Origin of the sequence: Micromonospora sp. NPDC049903, from assembly GCF_044460945.1 — a bacterium.
Classification (GTDB): Bacteria; Actinomycetota; Actinomycetes; order Mycobacteriales; family Micromonosporaceae; genus Micromonospora.
Genome location: NZ_JBITKL010000011.1, coordinates 174398 through 196802, shown reverse-complemented (window position 1 = coordinate 196802; position 22405 = coordinate 174398). Strand labels below are relative to the sequence as shown.

Below are 22405 nucleotides of genomic sequence, written 5' to 3'. Positions count from 1 at the left end.
TACGTCAGCCGGCGGCAGTGCGGTGGCCGCTCGTTAGGTCTAGTCGGCGGTGTGGCGTACCTGGTTCCCGCGACGTCACCGTGAACCGGCGGCTCGGGACCCGGCCGTCGCGTCCCGGCGACGCCGGACCAGCGCGCGTCCGGCAAGCAGCAGGGGCGGAAGCAGCACGCACTGGGCCGCCACGGCCAGCCAGAACCCCGGCAGCAGCCCGGCCGATTCGAAGGCCCCATACGCGGTGCCGCCGACCACGCCGCTGAGGAAGGATCCGACGCCGACGGCCAACCGCTGCTGCCCGAAGACCACCGTGGCGGACCGGCGCGACCGGGCCAGCGCCTCCAGGTCGTTCTTGAGGAACAGCACGGCGTTGCCGAGGCTGATCACGGTCACCCCGACCAGGAGGCTCGACCAGTGGCCAGCGGCGAAGGCGACCATCCCGACCGCCAGGCAGCCGAAGCCGACGACCATCGCCGTCCGGTACTCCATCCGCCCGACCCGCTCGGCCACCAGCGGCTGGGCGAGGGCCAGGCCGAGGGAGTACCCCATCATGGCGGCCCCGAAGACCAGGGTGGCCACCCGCCCCTGCGCATAGCTGGAGAAGTACTGATAGAACTGCATGTAGAGATAGATGGAGAGCGCGGTCACGGCGAACGGCAACACCGCCACACCGGACAGCGCCCGCCGGAACGGCTCCACCGGCACGGTCGGTGCACCCGACGGCTCGCGGGGCAGGAACAGGTGCCCGAGCGCCAGACCGGCGTAGAGCGCCGTGACGACGGTGAACATCGTCCCGGGATACCGGATGAGCAGCGCTCCGACCACCGGCCCGAGGGCGATGCCAAGGTTCCCGGCGGCGTTGCCGGCGGAGACCAGGCGGGGCCGGGCCTCCGGGCCGACGCCGTGCACCAGATATCCCCGGTACGCCGGTGAGTAGAGCGAGCCACCGGCCGAGATCAGCACCAGACCGGCGACGGTGAGCCCCGGCTGCCCCTCCCCCGCCAGGAACCCGCATCCGCCCAGCGTGTACAGCACCGTCGCGCCGCGCAGGCACCGTTGCAGCCCAATCCGCTCAGCCAGTGCCGCGGTGACCGGTGCGCTGGCGAACTGCACCAGGGTCGCCACCCCGAGCAGTACGCCGATCTGCCCCATGCCCAGGCCCATCCGCTCGCGCAGCAGCACCGCGAGGTACGGATAGATCGAGAACGAGCCGACGTTGACCAGCAGGCCGCTCACCAGCACCGCCCACTGGGCGCCGGTGAAGGACCGCGCCGCCCCGCTCCCGGGCATCCCGATCCTCACCTTCGCCGTCCGGCACCGCGACCGCTGTCGACCGCCTCCACGTACCGCGTCGTCCGACGGGCCAGTCGAGTTCCCGGGGTTCCGTCCGGTGACAGTTAACCTCGGACCGTCCAGGTTGGCGTGAGCGCGAGGAAGTCACCGATGCCGAAGGTCGTCGCACTGCGGCGCTATCCGCTCAAGAGCGCGCGAGCCGAGATCTTGCCGGAGGTCGACGTCGAACCGGGCGGCCTGCGGGGCGATCGGGTGTGGGCGTGCGTCGACGGGCAGGACGCGACCATCGGCAGCGCCAAACACCCGCGACGGTGGGGACGCCTGCTCGACGTCGGCGCGACGCTGCGCGACGTCGGCCCCGAACCGACGCTGACACTGCACGTCGACGGCCGCGAGGTGCAGGCCGGCACCACCGAGGCGGAGACGGTGCTCGGTCAGCATCTCGGCCGTCCGGTACGGCTGACCCGGGAGGTGCCGTCCGACCCGACACTGCACCGGACGTTGCCGCAGGACGCAGGCATGGTGCCACAGTGGATGGACGACGTACCTCCCGGCCAGGACACCGTCACGGCGCTCGCCGGAGCACAGCCGGGCGGACGCTTCGTCGACTTCGGCGCCGTACACCTGGTGACCACCGGCGCGCTGTCCGCGCTGGGCGCACGGACCGGCGGAGCCGGTGCGGTCGCGGCACGTTTCCGACCGAACCTGGTGCTCGACGCGCCCGGTGATCCCGAGCCGGGTCAGGAACTGCGCCTCGGTGACGTCCTGCTCCGGGTGGTCGTGCCCACGCCCCGGTGCGTCGTCCCCGGGCTCGCCCAGCCGGACGTACCCGCCGATCGCGGCGTCCTGAGCGTGCTGGCCCGGCACTACCGCGTCCCCGTGGCGGGGTTGGGCCAGGCGGCCTGCTTCGGTGTCTACGCCGAGGTGGTCGAGCCGGGGCGACTACGCACCGGCCAGGAGGAGTCCTGACCGGCGCGTCGCCGCGAGGGGGTCAGCGCCCGGGCTGCCAGTGGTTGACGGTGGGCACGGATACCGGGTCGGTACGCCGGGGAGGGCCTGGTTCGGTGAGGCCGAGGAGTCGGTACATGATGCGTCGCAGCAGCGGACCGGCGTTGCCCGGGCGGCCGGTCAGGGCGGCCATCACCGCCTGCTGGTCGAGGACGCGGGCCTTGGCGAGTTGCGAAAGCAGCGGCCGGTCGAGATCCAGGTGTACGGCACCGGTGGCGACCAGGTGCTGCGGCGTGCCGGGGGCAGGTGTCGACTGTGGGCCGGGGCAGAGCAGGATCGCCCGGCCGACGGCGGCGGCGTACGCGGTGACCGAGCCGTGGTCGCCGATCACCCGGTCGGCGGCGACGACGAGCGCTCGCCAGTCCTGGGTCGGGTCGGGCAGCAGTAGCCCCGCGTCGTGGCCGGACCGTAGCCACACTCGGATCTGGCGATGTCCGTGCGCGGCCCAGACAGCGGGGTGCAGCAGTGCGGCCACTCGGTGATGCCCGGGTGGGAGCTGGCTGACCAGCATGGGCAACAGGTCGGGTCGGTGCCCGAACAGGCTGTCCGGTCCCCAGGTCGAGCTGACCAGGACCAGTTCCTGGTCGTCGCCGACTCCCAGGCTCCGCCGGTAGGCGGATCGGTGCGGCAGGCTGGCGGCGAGACGGTCGACGCAGGGGTCACCGACGACAGTTGCGACGTCGAGTGCCTCCGGGCACTGACGTCGCAGCACCTCCCTCTCGTGCTCGTGAGAGAGGGCGAGTGCGCTCGGCAGTACCCGCCCGCCATGAGTCAGCCGTTGACGATCGAGACCGTAGACCACGGGTTCGGCGAGGGGCGGGCCGCGGTTCGGTGCGGGGCGCACCCGCTTGCTGCGCCCGGCGCCGTGGGCCGTGACCAGCAGTAGCGCGTGCAGTTGATGCAACCCTCCCCAGGAGGCGGCGACAGCGAGGTTGAACCGCTCCCGGACGGCCTGCGACCAGGGCAGGGTCAGCGCGCCGAGCCGCTCCAGGTGAGGTGTCACCTGCTGGTTGAACACGTCCGGCGCCACGGTGAAGACCACCTGGACCCGAAGATCGTCCTCGATCTGCGCGATGACGTCGAGCAGGCGGTGGCAACTGGCGATCGTGTGGGCCACCGCGAGGACGGTCCGGTTTCCGGCACGTGTCACCCAGTGGTCCGCGTCGATGCCGACGGGGGTGGCCAACCATCCCGACGACGTCATTGCCACTCTTGCCTGTCACGGGGCTCGAAGGTGCCCACGACCACGCACGACATGCCGGTCACCCTCGGGCCAGGGCACCCGGACCGGGACAACGAGCCGCCCTACTCCGGTCCCTCGGCAGTGAGGTCGGCCTGTTCGTCGACATAGGACGGATTAGTACTCCAGCCGCACCTGGTGGAGTACTAACCCCAGCCACCTCACGCAGCGTGGGCGACCGGCGGTAGCCGGCCGCCACGCCTGGGTTCTGGAGGAGTACCGCTGGGAACCCGCCGAAACCAGGGTCGACCTGGCGATCCGCTTCCAAGCCCGCTACAAGCTCGGCAGCCCTACATAGATAGGCGGTGATGCGGCGGTAGCCCCGGACCCTGAGTGCGTCACGGCTCTGCCGTCAGATCCTGTGGTGAGCCTCCTCGACCTTCAATCAGCGGCGCGAGTCCGTCGAGCAGGTGTTTCATACCGAGGCCGAAGATCGCGTGTACGTCGGGCGGCCCGGAGACGCTGAACGTAAGGGGGAACCGGCCCTGCTCGGCGATCCTGAGGAACTCCGGACCCTTGGACCTCCACCAGTGTTCGGCGTCCATTCCGAACTCGTACTCCTCCACCACCGCCCGCGTGGCCTGGAGAGCCATACCGGAGGTGTAGGCGGACACGAAGGTGAGGATCGCCAGGGCCTCGTCCGGGGATCGCCCCTGGGCGGTGATCACCTTCATCATCCACTCGGCGTTCTCCACGAGCCCGGGGGACTGGACCGCCCCGGCGAGCATGGTCAGTCGAACTGCCCAGGGGTGCCTCCGGTAGATGTCCCACTCAGTCAGGAGCGCCAGTTCGAGGGCTCGTCGCCAGTCGGCGGGCGGCGGTTCGGGCAGGGCGTGCTCCGTGTAGACCTGGTCGATCATTGCCGTTGCCAGTGCCTCTTTGCTCGCGACGTGGCGGTACAGGGCCATGGTGCTCACCCTCAGGTGGGTGGCGACCCGGCGCATGGACAGGCCGTCGATTCCCTCGGCGTCGGCGATGGTGATCGCGGCCCGGACGATGGCCTCTCTGGTAATGGCGGTCTCGGTGGTCGGGCGGCCTCCTCCTGCCTCCGCCGGACGTGGGCGTACCCGCTGCCCCTGTGGCCCGCGTGCTTGCGGCGTAGCGACGGGCGCATCCCGCACGAGGGTCCCCACCCCGCGCACCGCTTCGACCAGACCCTCCTGACGCAGGGCCGCGAGCGCCTTGGTGGCGGTGGCCATGGCCACCCCCCACTCGCGCATGATCTCTCTCGTGGAGGGCACCCGCGCGCCCGGTCGCAGTTCCCTGGCGTCGATACGCGCACGGATATCGGCGACAACCTGCGCGTAGGGCGGCAACTTCTGTTCCGCAGTGGCGGACATCACTGGTCCCTTCGACTGTTCCCCGTCGCTTCAGTGTACTAGTGCACAGGGGAGTGCGAACTGCCTGCCCTCACGGCACCAGGCCGAACCAGCGAGTACTCCTTCGCTCCTGCTGCACTAGTGCTGATGGGGCGGTAATCCCAGTAAAGCCGGGCTCACAAGGGAATCCACAGTGTGCGTACTATGTACACTCCGCCTCGGAGGGTGCACCTCGACGCGTACGCCGTTTCGCATAATCTGCGGCCCTTTGGAGGCCACCATGTCCTACACGTCCACCACCGGGCCGCGGACCGCTCCCGCTTCCGGTCCGCTCCCGCTCGACCGCCGTTCCCTGGCGCCGGATCTAGCCCGTGGCGTCATGCTTCTGGTCATCGCACTTGCCCACACGCACCTGTTCACCGTGTTCATCGGCGGTCCCGAGAACGCCCTCACCACTGCGGACCAGATCACCACCGCAGGCACCGTCATGTTCGTCGACCTGCGCGGCTACCCCATGTTTGCGGCCCTGTTCGGTTACGGCCTGGCCGTGATCTACCGACGCCGCAGCGAGCAGGAACACGCCTGGACCCGGACCCGCGGGCTGCTACGCCGGCGCGGCCTGTGGTTGATCGTCTTCGGGCTGGGACACGCGGTGCTGCTCTTCCCCGGGGACATTCTGGCCGTCTACGGCCTGGTGGCGCTGCTCCTGGTGGGCGTTCTGCGGCTGCGCGACCGGACCCTGGTGCTCCTGGCAGTGCTCTGGCTGCCCGTGGCCGCAGCCGTCCATGCCCTGGTCGCTGCCGACATGGCCATGACGGGGCAGGGCATGCCAGTGCTGCCCGACGGGTTCGTGAACGAACTCGTCTTCCGTCTGACCCTGTACTCGGTCCTGTTCGTGATGATGCTCGTCAGCACCCTCGTCCCGTTCCTGCTCGGCGTGCTGGCGGCTCGGCACCGTCTTCTGGAGCGGCCCCACGAGCACCTGCGGCTGTTGCGCGTGACCGCGTTCGTGGGTATCCCCCTGGCCGCGGTGGCCGGTCTCCCCCTGGCCTTGGACAAGGCGGGGGTGTGGACCGACGTCAACCCGGGGGACGTCCTGGTCACCACCGCCCTGCACCAGGCGAGCGGCTACGCGGGCGGTTTGGGTTATGCGGCGCTGATCGCCCTCGTCGCGGCCCGCCTCGCCGGCCGGCAGGGACCGGTGGCCAACGCCCTGGCCGCACTCGGACAGCGCTCCATGACCTTCTACCTGGCCCAGTCGGTGGCCTGGGCGGCACTGTTCTCCTCCTACACACTCCACCTGCGGTTGACCTCACCCGCAGTGGGCGTGGGCATCGCGGTGGCGGTGTGGCTGACCACGGTGCTGCTCGCCGACCTCATGCGCCGCCGGGGCGTACGCGGACCGGCCGAGGTGGCGCTGCGCCGCCTCACCTACCGGGGCGCACCGGGTCCCACCGGAAACAGTCTCGGGTAGGCGGAAGCCCTGGGCCGGCCCCCGGCCCCGCAGCTGGCCGTCGACTGCCTCGGTGGCCACGTCCACCTGCCCGCGTCGCCTCAACCCGGGCGGGCATCGCCGCCAGGCCACGAACTCGCGGGCGCACAATTACTACCTGTGCTTTGGCCCCGCAGGCATCCCGGACGAGGACCTGATCCGCATCGCTGGGACCCGGTGGGCGGTAGAGGAGTGCTTCCAGACCGCCAAGACCGAGGTTGGTCTGGATCACTACCAGGTGCGTCGGTACGACGCCTGGTACCGGCATATAACTCTCGTTCTATGCGCCCACGCCTACCTCACCGCCACCGCCGCGCAGGCCAAAAAGGGGGCACCGAATCCGATGACGGTCTCATTCCTCTCACCCTCGGCGAGGTCCGCCGTCTCCTGGCACACCTGATCACCACCGCCCGACCCTTCGACCACATCCATCGATGTTCACGATGGCGACGCCGACACCAGTACCGCGCCAGAACAGCCCACTCCCAGCGAAGACTCCAACTCCACCAGGTGCGGCTGGAGTATTAGAGCAGTCGATCATCGCGCCGTGTCGGCGGGGGTACCGGATCACCGGTGCACGGCAGGAAGGGACCGCCGTCGTCCACCAACGCACCTTCCGGGCCTCGATGGACGGCGGTCAGGCGAGACGTTGGTAGACGACGAGCGGGTTCCCGCCCGGATCGACGACCACCGCCCGACGCTCGTGCGGGCCCACCACGGTGTCGCCCGCCGTGCCGCCGCCGGCCGTGACCTGCGCGAGGCAGGCGTCCAGGTCGTCGACCTGGATGCTGAGCAGGGTACGGCCGGAGACGGGTTGCTGCGATGCGTCGGCCAGTCCGACGGTCACCGAGCCGTCGGTGAGCGCGGCGTACCGGTCGCCGTCGCGGAAGCGGACGGTCAGCCCGAGGGCGGTGTAGAAGTCGAGCTGGGCGTCCAACTCGTCGGCGGGGACGATCACGTGACCGATCTTCATGTGCGGAACCTCGGCATGACCTCGCGGGCGAAACGTTCGACGATCCGGATCGAGTCCTCGATGGGCAGGCCGAGCCACTGCGCGCGGAAGACGAAGTGGTTGAACCCGGCGTCGGCGAAGTCCTGGACCTTCGCCGCGATGTCGTCGGGGGACCCGAAGAAGAGGGCCCGCTCCTTGATGGCCTCCCACTGGGACTCGAAGAAGTCCATGCCGTACTGCACGTACTCGCCATAGGAGCGGCGGACCGCGTCACCGGCGAGGGCGTACGCGTCGTCGAAGGAGTCGGCGACGCAGAGGTCGCGGTGGATCGGGAAGACCGCGCCCTCCTCGCTGAAGCCGGCCGCCCGGCGCTGCTCCCGGTAGTCGGCGAGGTTGCCGACAGCCCAGTTGCGCCGGACGTTCGACGGGGCCAGCCAGGGCAGGCCCTGACGGGCGATCCGGGCGATGCCGGTGGGGCCGTTGGCACCGACCCAGACCGGCGGATGCGGCTGCTGGACGGGCAGCACGCTGCACCGTACGCCGTCGAGGGTGAAGTGCCGGCCCTCGTGGTGGACGGTCTCGCCGGTCCAGAGCCGCTGCATCACCGCGAGCGCCTCGTTCATCCGGGAGACCCGGGTGCGCCGGTCGATGCCGAAGGAGTCGAACTCCACCTCGCGGTAGCCGGCGCCGATGCCGAGGACGAAGCGACCGCCGGACATCTGGTCGATGGTGGCGATCTCCTCGGCCCAGTGCACCGGGTGTCCGAGCGGCAGGATGAGGATGCCGGTGCCCAGCTCCATCGTGCCGGAGTGGTCGATCAGCCGGCTCAGCAACGGCAACGGCTGCGGGGTGCGCAGCGACGACAGGTAGTGGTGGATGCCGTAGACCGAGTCGTAGCCCAGGTCGCGGATGTGTTGGACGTACTCGACGGTTTCGCCGAGGCGTCGACCCAGGTCGTCGTCGTACGCGTACTGGTGGTCGAGCAGGACGCCGAACTTCATCGCGGGCCTACTTCTCGCGGGCCCGCGAGTCGCTGAGCCGGAAGTACGGCGCGACGAGCCGGTCCCGGTCGGCCAGCGCCTGCGCGATGCCCTTCTCCCGCCGCTCCTTGAGGAAGTTCCAGTCCCCCTCTTCGAAGCTGACGTTGGTGGCCCAGCCGTGGCCGACCCACCCGGTCATCGCGCCCAGACCCTTGCCCCGGGCCTCCATCACCACCTGCATCATCGACTTGCCCATCATCAGCGAGTCGAGCGGCATGACGGCGATCGCGTCGGCGTAGTCGTCGACCCACCGCGACAGTTCCTCGCGCTCGACGACCTTGGTGACCAGGCCCTTACGTTCGCCCTCCTCGGCGCCGATGGCCCGCATGGTCAGCATGACGTCCTTCATCGTCGTCAGGCCGACCTTCTCGATCCAGTGGTACATGTCCTGCGGGGCCGGGCCGAGGTAGCGGAACGCCGGGTGGGTGAACCGGGCGTCGGGGCTGGCGATGACGATGTCGGCGGAGAGCGCGATCTGGAAGTGCCCGCCGTAGCAGTAGCCCTGCACCTGGCAGATGGTCGCCTTCAACGACTCGATGATGGGCCGGGTGAAGCCGGAGCTGAGCACGTTGCGGTCGGGCAGGATGCGCTGCCGCTGCGCCGGGCGACGCCGGGACGCCTTGTCGGTGCCGGTCTTGTAGCCGATGTAGTGGCCGAGTTCGGCGGCGTCGGCACCGGTGCCGAAGTGGTCGCCCTCCCCCTTGAACACGATGACCTTCACCCGATCGTCGGTCTCCGCCTCGCGGACCAGGTCACCGACGCGCTCGAAGGCGGCGACCGGGATGGCGTTGAGCCGGTCGGGGCGGTCGAAGGTGATCGTCGCGACGGAGCGCTCCTCGTCCACGTCGTACCGGACGTACGTCGCGAGGACCTCGGGGTCGACCTCCATGTTCTCGACGTCCCACTGGTCGGCGAGCAGCTCGGCTTCGGTCTTCTTCACGGCGGTTCCTTAGGGTCGGCTGGTGCGGAAGGCGGGGAACACCTCGGTGGCGAACAGTCGCAGCGAGGCGCGCAGTCGCTCGGTCGGCATGCCGAGCCATCCGGGACGGAAGATGAGATGGTCGAAGCCGAGGTCCCGCAGGGCGGAGATGCGTTCGATCAGGAACTCCGGCGAGCCCAGCAGCAGGGTGTTGCGGACCAGGTCGTCGAAGCGGTCGCGCTGCCAGCGCAGCGCCGGGTACTCGGCGTAGGTGGAGTATTCGAGTCGCGCGTGCGGCAGCGCCTCCTCGACGGCCTGTTCGGTGGTGGGCGCGCAGTACAGCTCGACGCCGACCGGCCGCTGCACGGTGGCGGGGTCGCGACCGTACTCGGCCAGCGCCTCGTTGTAGACGGCGAGGTGCTCGGGCAGGAAACGGCGGCTCGGCGAGTTGCCCGGCGCGTACCAGGCGTCGCCGAGGCGGGCGGCGCGGCGGACGGCCTTGCGACCGCCCGCGCCGATCCAGATCGGCGGGCCGCCCGGCGTCAGCGGCCGGATGCCGATGGTGGCGTCGACCTGCGGATAGAACTCGCCGTCGTGGGTGACCGGCGTACCGCTCCAGAGGGCCCGGATCAGCCGCAGGCTCTCGTCGAAGCGACGGAACCGGGCCTGCGGGTCCAGGCCGAAGGCGGCGAACTCGTTCTCCCGGTAGCCGGCGCCGACACCGAGGATCACCCGTCCGCCGGAGAGGTGGTCCAGGGTCGCGAACTCCTCGGCGACGTGCACCGGGTGGAACATCGGCAGCAGCAGGATGCCGGTGCCGAGGGTCATGTCGCCGGAGCGCGGGATCAGGCTGGCCAGCATCGAGATGGGTTGTGGGGTGGCCAGGTTGGACTGGAAGTGGTTGATCGTCCAGACCGAGTCGTAACCGAGTTCGGCGGCGAGTTCCACCGTGCCGAACAGGTCGCTCAGGTGCCGGCCGAGGTCGTCGCCGTGCGGGTACTGGTGCGACGCCATGATGCCGAACTTCATCAGCTCCGACCTCCCTCGACGGCGGGCGCCGCGACCCGGCTGGTCTTGCCGGTGGCGCTGCGTTCCAGGACGGGTACGAACTCGACGCGTCGGGGTGCCTTGAAGTGCGCCAGCCGGTCGCGGGCGAACGCGACGATGCCGTCGGCGAGGACCGCGTCCGGGATCGAGTCGTCGGTCTCGCGGACGACCAGGGCCACCGGGATCTCGCCCAGCCGGTCGTCGGGACGGCCGAGCACCCGTACGTCGTTGACCAGGGGGTGCTCGCGGAGTTCGTCCTCGATCTCCTCGGGCCACACCTGGAAGCCGCCGCACTTGATCATGTCTCGCTTCCGACCGACCAGGAACAGCACGCCGTCGTCGTCGACGTAGCCCATGTCGCCGGTGTGCACCCAGCCGTCGCGGACCAGCTCCCGGGAGGCGTCCGGGTCGTCGACGTACCCCTTGGTCAACGCGGAGCGGACCACCACCTCGCCCTCCGCGCCGGCCGGCAGCGCGGCACCGTCGTCGTCGCGGATCTCCAGCTCCACCCCGGGATAGACCCGGCCGGCCGAGCCGGGCTTCCACCGGCCGGCCTTCATGTCCCGGCCGTTCCACCCGGCGATGTGTCCGGCCTCGGTCGACCCGTAGTTGACCAGGATGGGCACGTGGTAGCGCTGCTCGAAGGCGCGCCGGACCGGCCACGAGATGGCCTGCCCGGCGACCAGGACCGACTTGACGCCCTCGAACGGCAGGTCCCGTTCGGTGTGCACGATGTCGAAGACCATGGTGGGCAGGAAGAAGAAGTTGTCGAAGGCGAAGCGTCGCATCAGCCCGTCGAGCCGGTCGACGCCGAAGCGTTCCCAGACCACCGCGGCCCGGCCGACGAAGTACGCGAAGAGCAGTGAGTGCTGGCCACCGCTGTGGAACAGCGGCAGGGCGATCAGATTGGGCTTCGCGTCGGCGGCCGCGCTGCCCTCGACGTCGGTGCCGGTGGCGACCCGGGCCAGGCGCATCAGCGACTCCCGCGAGCCGCCGTGGGTCACGCTGACCGCCTTGGGTCGGCCGGTGGTGCCGCCGGTGAACAGGATGCACGCCTCGGCGTCTGGTGCGACGTCGACGGCGGGTACCCGGGTCGGGTGTCGCCAGGCCAGCGCCGGCGCCCCGGCGACCGGTTCGGTGACCGAGCGGACCGGCAGGTCGGTGCCGGTCAGGAACTCGGCGATCACCTCGGGCCGACGGTCGTCGACGAGCAGCAGGCGCGGCGTGGTCTTGGCGACCGACTCGGCGAGTTCGGCGGCGTTGTAGAGGCTGCTGACCGTCACCGGCACCGCGCCGATCTTCCACGCGCCGAAGAGGAAGAACACGACCTCGGGGCCGTTGGTGAGGTAGCAGGCGACCCGGTCACCGGCGCCGACGCCCTCGGCGCGCAGCGCGGCGGCGACGCCACCGGACAGCAGGTCGATCTCGTCGAAGGTCCACGACCGGCCGTCCTCGCCGTGCAGGCCCGCCACGTCGGCCCGGTCGGTGCTGCGGCCGTGCAGGATCAGGGCGAGATTCGCGCCGCTCATCGTGTCGCCTCCTCGGTGTCCGGGGTGGCGACCCGGCTGATGACCTCGGCACCGAATCGGGCGAGCTGGTCCATCGCCTCCTCCTGGCTGGCGCCGACGAACTGGTGCCGCAGCGACACCTCGGTGATGCCGAGGTCGTTCTCCCAGCGGCGGAGCTTGTCGACGATCTCGTCGGCCGACCCGACCAGGCAGTCCTGGGCCAGGTACCGGTCCAGGTCCAGCGACTGGGCCTCGTCCCACGACTTGTAGCCCGCGTACTGGCGTTGCAGGTGCGGGCGGACCGCCGCGACGGCGCTGCGGTAGCTGTCACCGATGAACGCCTCGCGGCTCATCGGGTACTCGCGGGCCGGATCGAAGCCCCGTTCGGCGAGTTCGGCGCGGTAGATGCCGAGGAGTCGGGCCAGTTCGTCGTCGTCGCCCTTGGGGCCGATGAGCCAGGGGGCGTCGAGCCGGGCCGCGCGTCGGATGGCGGGTTCGGCGAACGCGCCGATCCAGATCGGCGGGCCGCCGCGCTGCACCGGGCGCAGCGGCAGGCTGGCCTGCGGCACCTCGCCCCAACTGCCGGCGGCGTCGATCGTCTCGCCGCGCCACAGGGCGCGCAGGATCGGGACGTACTCGCGCAGGCGGCGCAGCCGGTCCTCCCACGCCACGCCGAAGGCGGTGGTCTCCCGGCGTCGGTAGCCGGCGCCGATACCGACGGTCAGCCGACCACGGGTCAGCACGTCGAGGGAGGCCAGGTCCTCGGCGAGGGCGATCGGGTTCAGCAGGGGCGCCAGCAGGACGCCGAAGCCGATGCGGATGCGGCTGGTGGCGTGTCCCAGGTGACCGGCGAGCGGGATCGGCTGCACGAACGCCGACCGGGCCAGGTAGTGGTGTCCGAGGTAGACGCCGTGGAAGCCGGCTGCCTCGGCGGTGGCGGCCTGGGCGAGTACGCCGTCGATGCCCTCGGTGGGCGACGCCGCCGGGTCGAACTGGGCGCTGAGGAAGCAGCTGATCCTCACCCGACGACCACCTGGGCGGCGGCGGGCGCGCTCACCTGGTCGTCCTTGGCGGCGGTGGCGCGGAAGTGCGGGATGACCTTCGCGGCGAACTCCTCCATCGACTTGAGCGCGGCCTTACGGTCCAGCGACGGGATCCGCAGCCAGCCGATGTAGTGGTTGATGCCGAGCTGTTCGCGCAGCATCTCGATGGTCTCGATGACGCGCTGCGCGGAGCCGAAGTTGCCGCCGTGGGTCAGGGTCTGCTCCAGCGTCAGCAGCTCGATGTTCTTGGCGACCGCCGCGTAGTAGGCGCGCTCCTTGTCGATGGCCTCCTCCGAACCGGGGATGACCTTGCCGACGGACTTGTAGTAGTTGAGGGCGGCCTGCGCGGCCGCGCGTAGTCCCTCGCTGCTGTCACCGCACCAGACCTGCTGCATGAAGGGCAGGTCGTAGGTGCTGATGTCGAATCCGTTCTCCCGCATGCTCTGCCGGTAGAGGTCGAAGTTGCGCTGCATCACGCCCAACGGCGTGAAGTTCGGCGAGGTGATGATCGATTCGCCGACGGCGCCGCGTTCGCGGAAGCTGTCCGGGGAGACGGTGCCCTGGAGGATCGGCGGGCCACCGGGCGTGTACGGCCGGGGGTAGGTCGTGACGTTGTCGTACTGGAAGATCTTGCCGTGGTAGGAGAAGTTCTCCTGCGACAACGCGAGTCGCAGCACATCGAGCGTCTCCTGGTAGCGCTGCTTCGACTCCTCCAGCGGAATGCCAAAGCCGGCGAACTCGGCGGGCTGGTAGCCGCGGCCGACGCCGATGGAGACCCGGCCGCCACTGAGCACGTCGAGGGCGGCGATGTCCTCGGCCAGCCGCAGCGGGTGGTGCAGCGGCAGCACGAGGACAGCGGTGCCGATGGTGATCTGTCGGGTCCGCTCGGCGACGGCCATGCCGAAGTTCACCGGGCTGCCGAGAATGCCGTACTTCGAGAAGTGGTGCTCGGCCAGCCAGATCGAGTCGAACCCGAGCTCGTCGGCCAGCTGGATCTCGTCGAGGGTCTCTCGCAGCACCTGGTGATCGGATGTGCCGTCACTCACCGGGAACAGGTTCATGATTCCGAACTTCACGGCTTCTCCTCGTTTATTCCGACCAGCCGGTATGTTACCGCCGTAGGTATCCGGCCTGCAAGGGTTTCGCAGGTCAGTGGGGTTGCGACGAGCGTCGGGCGGCGATCCGCAGCTCGCCAGTACGGCGGCGGTGCCAGGAACCGCGGCCGAATCGGGCGTCGAGCACCAACGCCCGGCGCAGGAACAGGTGCGGCACCGCCTCCATGGTGATGCCCATGCCGCCGTGCACCTGGATGCACCGCTCGGCGGCGAAGACCGCCGCCGTCCCGGCCGCCGCCTTGGCCGCGTGCACCTGGATCTCGGCGTCCGGGCGTCCGTTGTCGACCGCCCAGGCGGCGTAGAGGGTCAGGTCCCAGGCGGCCTTGCGGGCCGTGGCCGCCTCGGCGAGCTGGAAGGCGACGCCCTGGAACGAGCCGATCACCCGCCCGAACTGCTGACGGGTACGCGCCTGCTCGGCGGCCAGCTCGATGGCGCCCTGCGCGACACCGCAGAGTTCGGCGGCGACCACCAGCGTGGCGCGGGCCGCCCCGGTACCGGCCGGCACGATCTCCTGCGGATCGGGCAGCGTGACCTCGGACAGCGGCACCGACGGGTCGACCGACTCGCGCGCGGTCACCTCGACCGGGCGGCTGGTCCACACGCCCTCGGCAGCACCCAGCGCGACCACCGCGTCGGCCTGCGCCGCGTACGGCACCAGGGTGCGTACCAGCGTTCGGGTCGACACCTGGTCGGCCCGCGCGGTGTCCCCCGGGACGTCCACCGCCGGGGTCAGCACCCGACTGCCGTCGAGCACGTCGTCCGGCAGCGGCGTGCCGTGCCCGCTGCCGCAGAGCAGTTGCACCGCCGCGGCGTGCGCCGGGAACCGGCTCGCGACGAGCCGTTCGCCGAGCGCCTCGACGGCGACGAGCAGGTCGATCAGGCTCGACCCGATGCCGCCGACCTGCTCCGGCACCCCGAGGAGCCCGAAGTCCCGCAACAGCGTCGCGTCCCCGGCCGGGGCCTGCCAGTGCGTCGGCAGCCCGCCGGTGGCCCGTTCCGCGTCGGCCAGCGCGCCGACGGTCTTGGCGATGTCCTGCTGTTCCTGGGTGAAAGTTGCCCGCACGCGATGACTCCGCTCAGCGTGAGCGGGGCAGGTTCAGCACCCGCTCCGCCAGGATCGATTTCTGGACCTCCTCCGTGCCGCCCTCGATGGTGTGGGCACGGGCGCGCAGGTAGCGGCGCATCCGGGCGGCGGCGCCGTCGCCGTCGACCAGCACCCCGCCCGCGTCGTCGAGTTGCACGGCGAGACGGTTGGCGCGCTGCACCACCCCGGCCCAGAGACTCTTGAGGGCCGAGGTCTCCGGTCCGGGCACTCCCCCGGCGCGGCTCTCGCCGAGCATCCGCATCGACCCGATCCGCACCGCCTCGGCGTCGCACTGCAACGCGCCGACCGCGTCGACGAAGGCACTGTCGTCGGCGACCCCGCGCGCGATACCGAGGTCGACGACCCGGTCCACCGCCTGGCGGGCCCACACCCACAGGTTCAGCGCCATGCTGCCGCGCTCGAAGGCGAGCGTGGTCAGGGCCACCCGCCAGCCGTTGCCGACCCCGCCGAGCACGTCGGCGTCGGGGACGAAGACGTCGTCGAGGAACATCTCGTTGAACTCGGTGTCCCCGTTGATCATCACGAGTGGCCGGACGGTGAACCCGTCCATCGGGGCGAGGAAGTAGGTGATCCCCTGGTGCTTGGGCGCGTCGGCGTCGGTGCGGGCGAGCAGCAGGCACCGGGAGGCGTTGTGCGCGTTCGACGTCCAGATCTTGGCGCCGTTGATCAGCCACCCGCCGTCCACCTTCGTCGCGGCGGTACGCAGACCGGCCAGGTCGGACCCGGCGCCGGGCTCGCTGAAGCCCTGGCACCAGTACTCCTCGCCGCGCAGGATGCCGGGCAGGTGCCGGGCCTGCTGCTCGTCGGTGCCGTGCGCGATGACGGTCGGTCCGGCGAGCATCATGCCGACCCCGTTGAGCGGGTACGGCGCCCCGCGTACCGCGGCCTCCTCGTTGAAGATGGCCTGTGCCAGCGAGTCCAGTCCCCGGCCACCGTGCGCGACCGGCCACGACAGCCCGGCCCAGTTGCCGGCGCAGAGCCGGTCCTGCCACACCCGCGACCAGTTCTCGCGCTCGTCCTGCGACAACTCCTCCTGGTCGGGGACGTCGCGCAGCGCCTCGTCCAGCCAGGCGCCGACCTCGCGCCGGAACGCCAGGTCGGACGCGCTGTCATCGAAGTCCATCCGTCCCTCCCCTCGTGTCGTAGCGCCCGGTCACGCCGACACCTCACGGGGACGCCGCAGCCGGGCCTTGTAGAGCTTGCCGTTCGGATCGCGCGGCAGCGCGTCGCGCACCAGGTAGGAGACCGGGCGCTTCGGCTTGGCCAGCCGGTCGGCGAGGTAGCGGCGCAGCCCGTCGACGGCGGCGTCACCCTCGGGTGCGTCGTCGCGCAGGACGACGTGCGCCTGCGGCACCTCGCCGAACTCCGGGTCCGGTACGCCGATCACCCCGGCGTCGGCGACCCACTCGTGGGCCAGCAGCGCCGCCTCGATCTCGGCCGGGTAGACGTTCACGCCGCCGACCAGGATCAGCTCCGACGCCCGGCCGGTGATGTAGAGGAACCCGTCGGCGTCGACGTGGCCGACGTCCCACACGGTCATCAGGCCGTCGCGGCGGGCGCCCTCGGTCTTGCCGGGGTCGTTGTGGTACTCGACCCGGTCCTCGCCCTGGCGCATGTAGACGATGCCGGTCTGCCCCACCGGCACCTCCTCGCCCTGCTCGTCGAGGATCCGCAGGGTGGAGATGGAGGCCGGGCGGCCGACCGTGCCGGGGTGCGCGAGCCACTCGTGCGGGCGGGCGATCGTGGTGCCGACCTCGGTGGAGCCGTAGTACTCGTAGACCACCGGCCCGAACCAGTCCATGATCCGCTGCTTGACCTCCAGCGGGCAGGGTGCCGCGCCGTGCAGTACGTAGCGCAGCGAGGAGACGTCGTAGTCGTCGCGTACCGACTCGGGCAGTTGCAGCAGCCGATAGAAGTGGGTGGGCACCATGCTGGTGCCGGTGACCCGCTGCTCCTGGACGCGCCGCAGGAAGCCCTCCGGCGTCCAGCCGTCCATCAGCACCATGGTGCCGCCGGCGTGCAGCGCGCCCATCGCCGGGGTGATGTTGGCGGAGTGGTACATCGGCGCGGAGACCAGCCAGGACGCGAAGGCGGGGCGTTCCATGCCGAACTCGGCGAACAGCCACCGGTAGGTCAGCGCCCCGGCGTCGGCGTCGATGCCGCTCAGCGGCCGCTTGACGCCCTTGGGGCGGCCGGTGGTGCCCGAGGTGTACATCATCAGCGACCCTGCGGGGACCTGCTCCGGACTCACCGCCGGCATCCCGTCGGTGAGTGCCGACAGCGGCCGGGCCCGGTCGGTCTGCGGGGTGCCGTCGACGAAGACCTGGATGCCGGGTGCGGCCTCGGCGGCGGAGACGACGACCTGCTCGACGCGCGCCGAACCGACCACCACCTTGGCGCCGCTGTCGGCCAGGACGTACGCGATCTCCGGCTCGGTGAGGTGGTAGTTGAGCGTGACCAGGTACAGGCCGGACTGCATCGCCGCGAGGTAGAGCGCGATCATTCCGGCGCTGTTGGTCATGACCGCGGCCACGGTGTCGCCGACCTCCAGCCCGGCCCGGGTACGCAGGCCGTGCGAGATCCGGTTCACCTCGGCGAACAGTTCCCCGTAGGAGATCCGGCGGTCGTCAGGGGTGACCACCGCGCACAGGTCGGGTGCTGCGGTCGCCCACAGCCGAAAGCCGGTCCGCTCCTCGCTCATCGGACTCCTTGAGTTAAATTCCGACCATCCGGTATGTTGTGTTGTCCCACCGTAAGGGAGCCGAGCGACGATGTCCATACCCGCGATCGACGCCCACGCCGCCAGCTACCGCGCCCGTGAGGTGCCCGCACCCGCCCAGGTCGTGGACGGTGTCTGGGCCGTGCCCGTCCCCCTGCCCGGCAGCGCCCTGCGCTACGTCACGGTCTATCTCCTGGAGACCGCCGACGGGCTCGTCCTCGTCGACGCCGGCTACGACCACCCGGCCTGCTGGCGTGCGTTCGCGCAGTCCGTGGAGTCCCTCGGGCACCGGGTCGAGGCGATCGGCACCGTCCTGCTCACCCACAACCACCCCGACCACGTCGGCTTCGCCGCCCGGCTCCAGACGGTCGCCGGGGCCCGGATCGTGATCGGCCGACCCGACGACTTCGCCACCATGCACCGCACCCGGGGCACGTTCCTCGCCCAACTGCGCGCCGCGCTCGACCTCACCGGCGCCCCCGTCGACGTGGTCGAGTCGATGTACGCCGACGCCGTCGACGTCGCCGTGCACCACGAGAGCCTGCGGCCGGACGTGACAGTCACCGACGAGACCGAGTTCCGCTTCGGCGACGTGACCGTACGCCCCGTCCCCACCCCGGGGCACACGTACGGCCACACCGTCTATCTCGACGCCCGGGGTCTGGTCTTCACCGGCGACACCATGATGGCCGAGGGGCCCACCCAGCTCGCGATCGTCAGCCGCCCCGAGGACGACCCCGCCGCCGACCTGTTCCGCAGCCTGGCCCGCATCCGCGCGCTCGACGCGGCGGTGGCCTGTCCGGCCCACCAGTTCCCGTATCGGGACGTGGCCGCCCGGGTCGACGAGCTGAGCGCGTACCACCGCGACGAGGTCGACGCGGTGCGGGACCTGACCGTGGTCGGCGACGACGCGTGGACGCTGGCCCGGCGGATGACCTGGCAGAAGCCGTGGGACGAGTTGGGTCGGGGCACCCGCCGCTTCCACCTCGTGCACGCCCTCGCCCTGCTGCGGACGGCGACCGGCACCGACAGGTGACGCTCAGCCGGACCGCGAGTCGCCGTACGTCCAGTCCGGCCGCAACGTCGGCCGCAGCTCCCGCAGGCTGCGCTTGAGCACCTTGCCGGACGGGTTGGTGGGCAGCTCGGTCACCAGATAGATCTCCTTGGGCACCTTGAACCCGCCGAGCCGCTCCCGGGCGTACGCGATCAACTCCTCGGCGTCCAGCCCCGGACGACCCACCACGAAGGCCACCGGCACCTCCATCCACACCGGGTGCGGTGCCGCCACCACCGAGACGGCCAGGACCAGCGGATGGCCGGCCAGGACGTTCTCGATCTCGGCGCTGGACATGTTCTCCCCGCCGCTGCGGATCATGTCCTTGAGGCGGTCCCGGATGTAGAGGTAGCCGTCGGCGTCGAAGCAGCCGACGTCGCCGGTGTGGAACCAGCCGTCGCGGAAGGCGGCGCGGGTCGCCTCCGGGTCGTCGAGATAGCCGGGGCTCACCTTCGGCCCGCGCGCGATCACCTCGCCGTTCTCCCCCACCGGCACGTCGTCGCCGTTCGCGTCGACCACCCGCACCTGGACCCACGGCGCGGGGATGCCGACCGAGCCCTGCTTGCTCTGCGCGTGGGCGGCGTCCAGATAGGTCAACCCGCTGCACGTCTCGGTGAGCCCGTACCCCTCGATCAGCCGCGCGTTCGGGAACAGGGTGCGCGCCACCGCGTACAGGGCCGCGCTCACCTGGGAGTAGATCACCCACCGCACCGAGGACAGGTCGGCGTCCGCCGCGTTCTCGCTCTCGCGCCGGAGCATGTCGAGCATCGTCGCGGCCATCACCATCCCGGTGATCCGCTCGGTGCCGATCGCCTCCAACACGGCCGCCGGGGCGAAACGTCGCTGGAGGACCATGCAGCCGCCGACGTGCCAGATGCCGTACCCGGGCAGGTCGGTGCCGCCGACGTGGTAGAGCGGCGCGAAGTTGAGGATCCGGTCGCCCGCCCGCAGCCCGAGTTCGACGATCTGGGCGTGCATGTTCATGTTCACGTTGCCGTGGGTGAGCAGCACGCCCTTGGGCAGGCTGGTGGTGCCGGAGGTGTAGACGATCCGTTGCAGGGCGTCCGGATCGAGGTCGGCGTCGGGCACCCGGGCACCACGGTGGGCCTCGATCAACACCCGCAGGTCGGTCCAGCCGTCGCCGATCGGTTCCAGCGCGAACCGGCGCACCTCCGGCAGGCGGGCGGTGGCCAGGTCGGTCAGCCCGGCGAACTCGGGGACGGTCGCGACCGCGCACACGTTGGCGTGCCCGAGCAGCCGTTCGATCTCGCCGGGGGTCAGCCGGTAGTTCAGCGGCACGAAGACCGCGCCGAGCTTCGCCGCCGCCAGCGACAGGATGAGGAACTCGGGCACGTTGTTCGCCACGATCCCGATCCGGTCGTCCCGGCCCAGCCCCTCGGCGGCGAGACCGGCCGCGAGGGCGTTGACGTCCTGGTCGAGCTGCCGGTGGGTCCACCGTCGCCCCTCGAAGACCAGCGCGTCGTCGTCGCCGAAGCGCCGCGCGTTGCGGCCCAGCATGGCGGCCAGGTTGGCGGTGCTCACCGGGCCGCCTCGATCTCGCGCAGCCCCTTCTTGAGCACCTTGCCGGAGTCGTTGCGCGGCAGCGTGGTGACGACGTCCACGTACTTGGGGACCTTGTACCGGGCCAGCTCGGCCCGGCAGTGCTCGCGCAGGTCCTCGCCGGAGACGATGGCGCCGTCGCGCAGGATGACGAACGCCTTCGGCACCTCGTCCCACGTCGGGTCCGGTACGCCGATGACGGCGACCTCGGCGACGTCCGGATGCTGCGCCAAGACCCGCTCGATCTCGGCGCTGGCGATGTTCTCCCCACCGGACTTGATCAGATCGGCGCGCCGGTCGACGAACCACAGGTAGCCGTCGGCGTCGATCCGGCCCACGTCGCCGGTGAGGAACCAGCCGTCGCGGCGGGTCCGCCGGTTGGCCTCGTCGTCGTTCCAGTAGCCGGGCGAGACCTTCTCGCCCCGGACCACGATCTCCCCCTCCACCCCCGGGGGCACCGGCTGGAACCGCTCGTCGACGATCTCGATCCGGACGCCCGGAAACGGTGCGCCGAGCGCGCCGAGCTTGCTCTGCTCGTGGGCGGCGTCGAGGTAGCAGGCGCCGTTGCACAGCTCGGTCATGCCGAACGTGTCGACCAGCCGCACGTGCGGCAGACGCCGTTTCACCTCCTGCCGCACGCTCGGCGCCACCCCGGCGAACAGCAGGTAGCGCAGGGACCGCAGGTCCGGCGGCTCGGGAAGGTCGAGCATGCCGAAGAGGATCTGGGCGGCGAGGACCATGCCGGTGACGCGTTCCTCGGCGGCGACGCGGGCGATGTCGGCCGCCTTGAACGTCGGCGTCAACACCATCGTCGCGCCCGCCACGAAGGTGGCCAGGCCGGGTGCCTCCAGACCGCTGACGTGGAACAGCGGCGCGGAGACCAGGATCCGGTCCTGCGGGGTGAGTTCCAGTTCGAGCAGTTGGGCGAGGTGGTTGGCGGTCAGGTTGCCGTAGGTGTGGATGACGCCCTTGGGGCGGGCCGTGGTGCCCGAGGTGTAGAGCAGGCGGTGCACGTCGCCGGGCTCCTTGGCCGCGTCCGGGACCCGGACGCCCGCCGGTTGCCCGGCCAACAGCGCGGCCAGCCGACGGGCGTCGCCGACCACCCGGTCGCCGTTGGCCACGGCGGTCCGCAGGCCGGTACCGGCCAGCAGCCGACCCGCGTCGTCGGCGAAGTCGTCGTCGTAGAGCAGCGCGGTGATGCCGGCCTGGTCGATGACGTACGCCTGCTCGTTCGGGTGCAGCCGCCAGTTCAGCGGCACTGAGACCGCGCCGATCCGGCTCAACGCGAGCAGTTCGAGGACGTACGTGGCGGTGTTGCGCCCCAGCACGCCGACCAGTTCACCGGGGCGCAGCCCGGCCGCGAGCAACGCCGCCGCGTGCCGGTCGACGTCGGCGTCCAGTTCGGCGTACGTCCAGCGGGCCGCGCCGTCGACCAGGGCCTCCCGGTCGGCCCGGCGCAGGGCCTGCCGGCGCAGCGTCAGCGAGAAGTTGCTGCCGGCCATCAGCCGTCCGCCTCCCGCCGCCGGGCGAGGATCTCCTCCCGCGACGGCAGCGACACGAACTCCAACAGGTTGCCGTCGAGGTCGCGGGCCGCGAACGCGGTGATGTACCCGTAGTTCTCCAGCAGCACCCGGTTCGGCGGGGTCAGACACTCGGCGCCGAGCGCGACGAGCCGGGCGTGCAGCTCCTCCATCTCGTCCACCGGCACCGCGAAGCTGAGCAGGAAGGGGCCCAGTTCCAGGTGCCCGCCGGTCGCGGTCCGGGTCGGGGTGCCGTTCCACTCGATGAGTTCGAGCTGACCGATCTGGCTCGGCCCCTGGAGGTACTGCACCCGACCGGTGGTGCCGGCGGGCAGCCCCAGCGACACCTCGATGCCCGGCCCGCCGACGTCGGTACGCAGCGTCCGGCGGTAACCGAGCGCCTGCTCGTAGAAGTCGGCGGCCCGGTCGACGTCGGAGACCGTCACCGCCACGTGGTGCACTTCGCTGACCGGCATG

The 22405-nt window shown here is 70.9% G+C and carries 20 protein-coding genes; 4 read left to right on the top strand and 16 right to left on the bottom strand.

Going from position 1 to position 22405, the window contains the following annotated elements; genetic code table 11:
* Window positions 1–75: 75 nt before the first annotated feature.
* Window positions 76–1284 (bottom strand): MFS transporter, encoded by a 1209-nt coding sequence (locus ACIBO1_RS19165; RefSeq protein WP_396748219.1) that lies wholly within the window; start codon window positions 1282–1284, stop codon window positions 76–78.
* A 153-nt stretch (window positions 1285–1437) separates the two neighbouring features.
* Between ACIBO1_RS19165 and ACIBO1_RS19160 the strand changes: the two genes are divergently transcribed.
* Window positions 1438–2256 carry an MOSC domain-containing protein gene (locus tag ACIBO1_RS19160; RefSeq protein ID WP_396748217.1) on the top strand — a complete coding sequence of 273 codons (819 nt, stop codon included), beginning with the start codon at window positions 1438–1440 and terminating at the stop codon, window positions 2254–2256.
* A 22-nt stretch (window positions 2257–2278) separates the two neighbouring features.
* Here the strand turns inward: ACIBO1_RS19160 and ACIBO1_RS19155 are convergent, their stop codons facing one another.
* Together ACIBO1_RS19155 and ACIBO1_RS19150 are read right to left on the bottom strand one after the other, a co-directional pair.
* A complete protein-coding gene (locus ACIBO1_RS19155; RefSeq protein ID WP_396748215.1) occupies window positions 2279–3499 on the bottom strand; it encodes a hypothetical protein in 1221 nt (406 codons plus the stop codon).
* Between the two features lie 374 nt (window positions 3500–3873).
* Window positions 3874–4875 (bottom strand): GntR family transcriptional regulator, encoded by a 1002-nt coding sequence (locus tag ACIBO1_RS19150; protein WP_396748213.1) that lies wholly within the window; start codon window positions 4873–4875, stop codon window positions 3874–3876.
* Between the two features lie 358 nt (window positions 4876–5233).
* Between ACIBO1_RS19150 and ACIBO1_RS19145 the strand changes: the two genes are divergently transcribed.
* Both ACIBO1_RS19145 and ACIBO1_RS19140 read left to right on the top strand, forming a co-directional pair.
* The gene (locus tag ACIBO1_RS19145) at window positions 5234–6328 is read left to right on the top strand and encodes a DUF418 domain-containing protein (protein WP_396748211.1); all 1095 of its coding nucleotides are present in this window, start codon (window positions 5234–5236) and stop codon (window positions 6326–6328) included.
* 52 nt (window positions 6329–6380) lie between these two features.
* A complete protein-coding gene (locus ACIBO1_RS19140; protein ID WP_396748209.1) occupies window positions 6381–6746 on the top strand; it encodes a hypothetical protein in 366 nt (121 codons plus the stop codon).
* 237 nt (window positions 6747–6983) lie between these two features.
* On the opposite strand, the gene ACIBO1_RS19135 is transcribed toward ACIBO1_RS19140, so the two are convergent.
* From ACIBO1_RS19135 to ACIBO1_RS19090, 10 genes are all read right to left on the bottom strand, one after another.
* The gene (locus tag ACIBO1_RS19135) at window positions 6984–7319 is read right to left on the bottom strand and encodes a VOC family protein (protein WP_396748207.1); all 336 of its coding nucleotides are present in this window, start codon (window positions 7317–7319) and stop codon (window positions 6984–6986) included.
* Window positions 7316–8299 (bottom strand): LLM class flavin-dependent oxidoreductase, encoded by a 984-nt coding sequence (locus ACIBO1_RS19130; RefSeq protein WP_396748205.1) that lies wholly within the window; start codon window positions 8297–8299, stop codon window positions 7316–7318. The genes ACIBO1_RS19135 and ACIBO1_RS19130 overlap by 4 nt, the downstream gene beginning before the upstream one ends.
* Before the next feature lie 7 nt (window positions 8300–8306).
* Complete coding sequence (locus ACIBO1_RS19125; RefSeq protein WP_350697081.1) at window positions 8307–9278, bottom strand: enoyl-CoA hydratase/isomerase family protein; 972 nt, start codon at window positions 9276–9278, stop codon at window positions 8307–8309.
* A 9-nt stretch (window positions 9279–9287) separates the two neighbouring features.
* Complete coding sequence (locus tag ACIBO1_RS19120) at window positions 9288–10286, bottom strand: LLM class flavin-dependent oxidoreductase (RefSeq protein ID WP_396748203.1); 999 nt, start codon at window positions 10284–10286, stop codon at window positions 9288–9290.
* On the bottom strand, window positions 10286–11833 hold the full coding sequence (locus ACIBO1_RS19115) for a class I adenylate-forming enzyme family protein (RefSeq protein WP_396748201.1): 1548 nt from the start codon (window positions 11831–11833) through the stop codon (window positions 10286–10288). Before ACIBO1_RS19115 ends, ACIBO1_RS19120 begins: the two co-directional genes overlap by 1 nt.
* A complete protein-coding gene (locus tag ACIBO1_RS19110) occupies window positions 11830–12834 on the bottom strand; it encodes an LLM class flavin-dependent oxidoreductase (RefSeq protein WP_396748199.1) in 1005 nt (334 codons plus the stop codon). Before ACIBO1_RS19110 ends, ACIBO1_RS19115 begins: the two co-directional genes overlap by 4 nt.
* Complete coding sequence (locus ACIBO1_RS19105; RefSeq protein WP_396748197.1) at window positions 12831–13931, bottom strand: LLM class flavin-dependent oxidoreductase; 1101 nt, start codon at window positions 13929–13931, stop codon at window positions 12831–12833. Before ACIBO1_RS19105 ends, ACIBO1_RS19110 begins: the two co-directional genes overlap by 4 nt.
* Before the next feature lie 73 nt (window positions 13932–14004).
* Window positions 14005–15033, bottom strand: a complete 1029-nt coding sequence (locus ACIBO1_RS19100) for an acyl-CoA dehydrogenase family protein (protein WP_396748196.1) — start codon at window positions 15031–15033, stop codon at window positions 14005–14007.
* A gap of 13 nt (window positions 15034–15046) precedes the next feature.
* Complete coding sequence (locus ACIBO1_RS19095; RefSeq protein WP_396748194.1) at window positions 15047–16198, bottom strand: acyl-CoA dehydrogenase family protein; 1152 nt, start codon at window positions 16196–16198, stop codon at window positions 15047–15049.
* Between the two features lie 30 nt (window positions 16199–16228).
* Window positions 16229–17776 carry an AMP-binding protein gene (locus ACIBO1_RS19090; RefSeq protein WP_396748193.1) on the bottom strand — a complete coding sequence of 516 codons (1548 nt, stop codon included), beginning with the start codon at window positions 17774–17776 and terminating at the stop codon, window positions 16229–16231.
* Between the two features lie 70 nt (window positions 17777–17846).
* Here ACIBO1_RS19090 and ACIBO1_RS19085 point away from each other — a divergent pair, with 70 nt between their 5' ends.
* Complete coding sequence (locus tag ACIBO1_RS19085) at window positions 17847–18830, top strand: MBL fold metallo-hydrolase (protein ID WP_396748191.1); 984 nt, start codon at window positions 17847–17849, stop codon at window positions 18828–18830.
* Window positions 18831–18833: 3 nt separating this feature from the next.
* Here the strand turns inward: ACIBO1_RS19085 and ACIBO1_RS19080 are convergent, their stop codons facing one another.
* Genes ACIBO1_RS19080 through ACIBO1_RS19070 form a run of 3 tightly spaced genes read right to left on the bottom strand, consistent with a single transcriptional unit; the run spans window position 18834 to window position 22404 of the window.
* On the bottom strand, window positions 18834–20390 hold the full coding sequence (locus ACIBO1_RS19080; protein ID WP_396748189.1) for a class I adenylate-forming enzyme family protein: 1557 nt from the start codon (window positions 20388–20390) through the stop codon (window positions 18834–18836).
* Window positions 20387–21910, bottom strand: coding sequence for a class I adenylate-forming enzyme family protein (locus ACIBO1_RS19075; RefSeq protein WP_396748187.1), 1524 nt, complete (start codon window positions 21908–21910; stop codon window positions 20387–20389). Before ACIBO1_RS19075 ends, ACIBO1_RS19080 begins: the two co-directional genes overlap by 4 nt.
* A complete protein-coding gene (locus tag ACIBO1_RS19070) occupies window positions 21910–22404 on the bottom strand; it encodes a VOC family protein (RefSeq protein WP_396748185.1) in 495 nt (164 codons plus the stop codon). Before ACIBO1_RS19070 ends, ACIBO1_RS19075 begins: the two co-directional genes overlap by 1 nt.
* Between the last annotated feature and the right edge of the window lies 1 nt (window position 22405).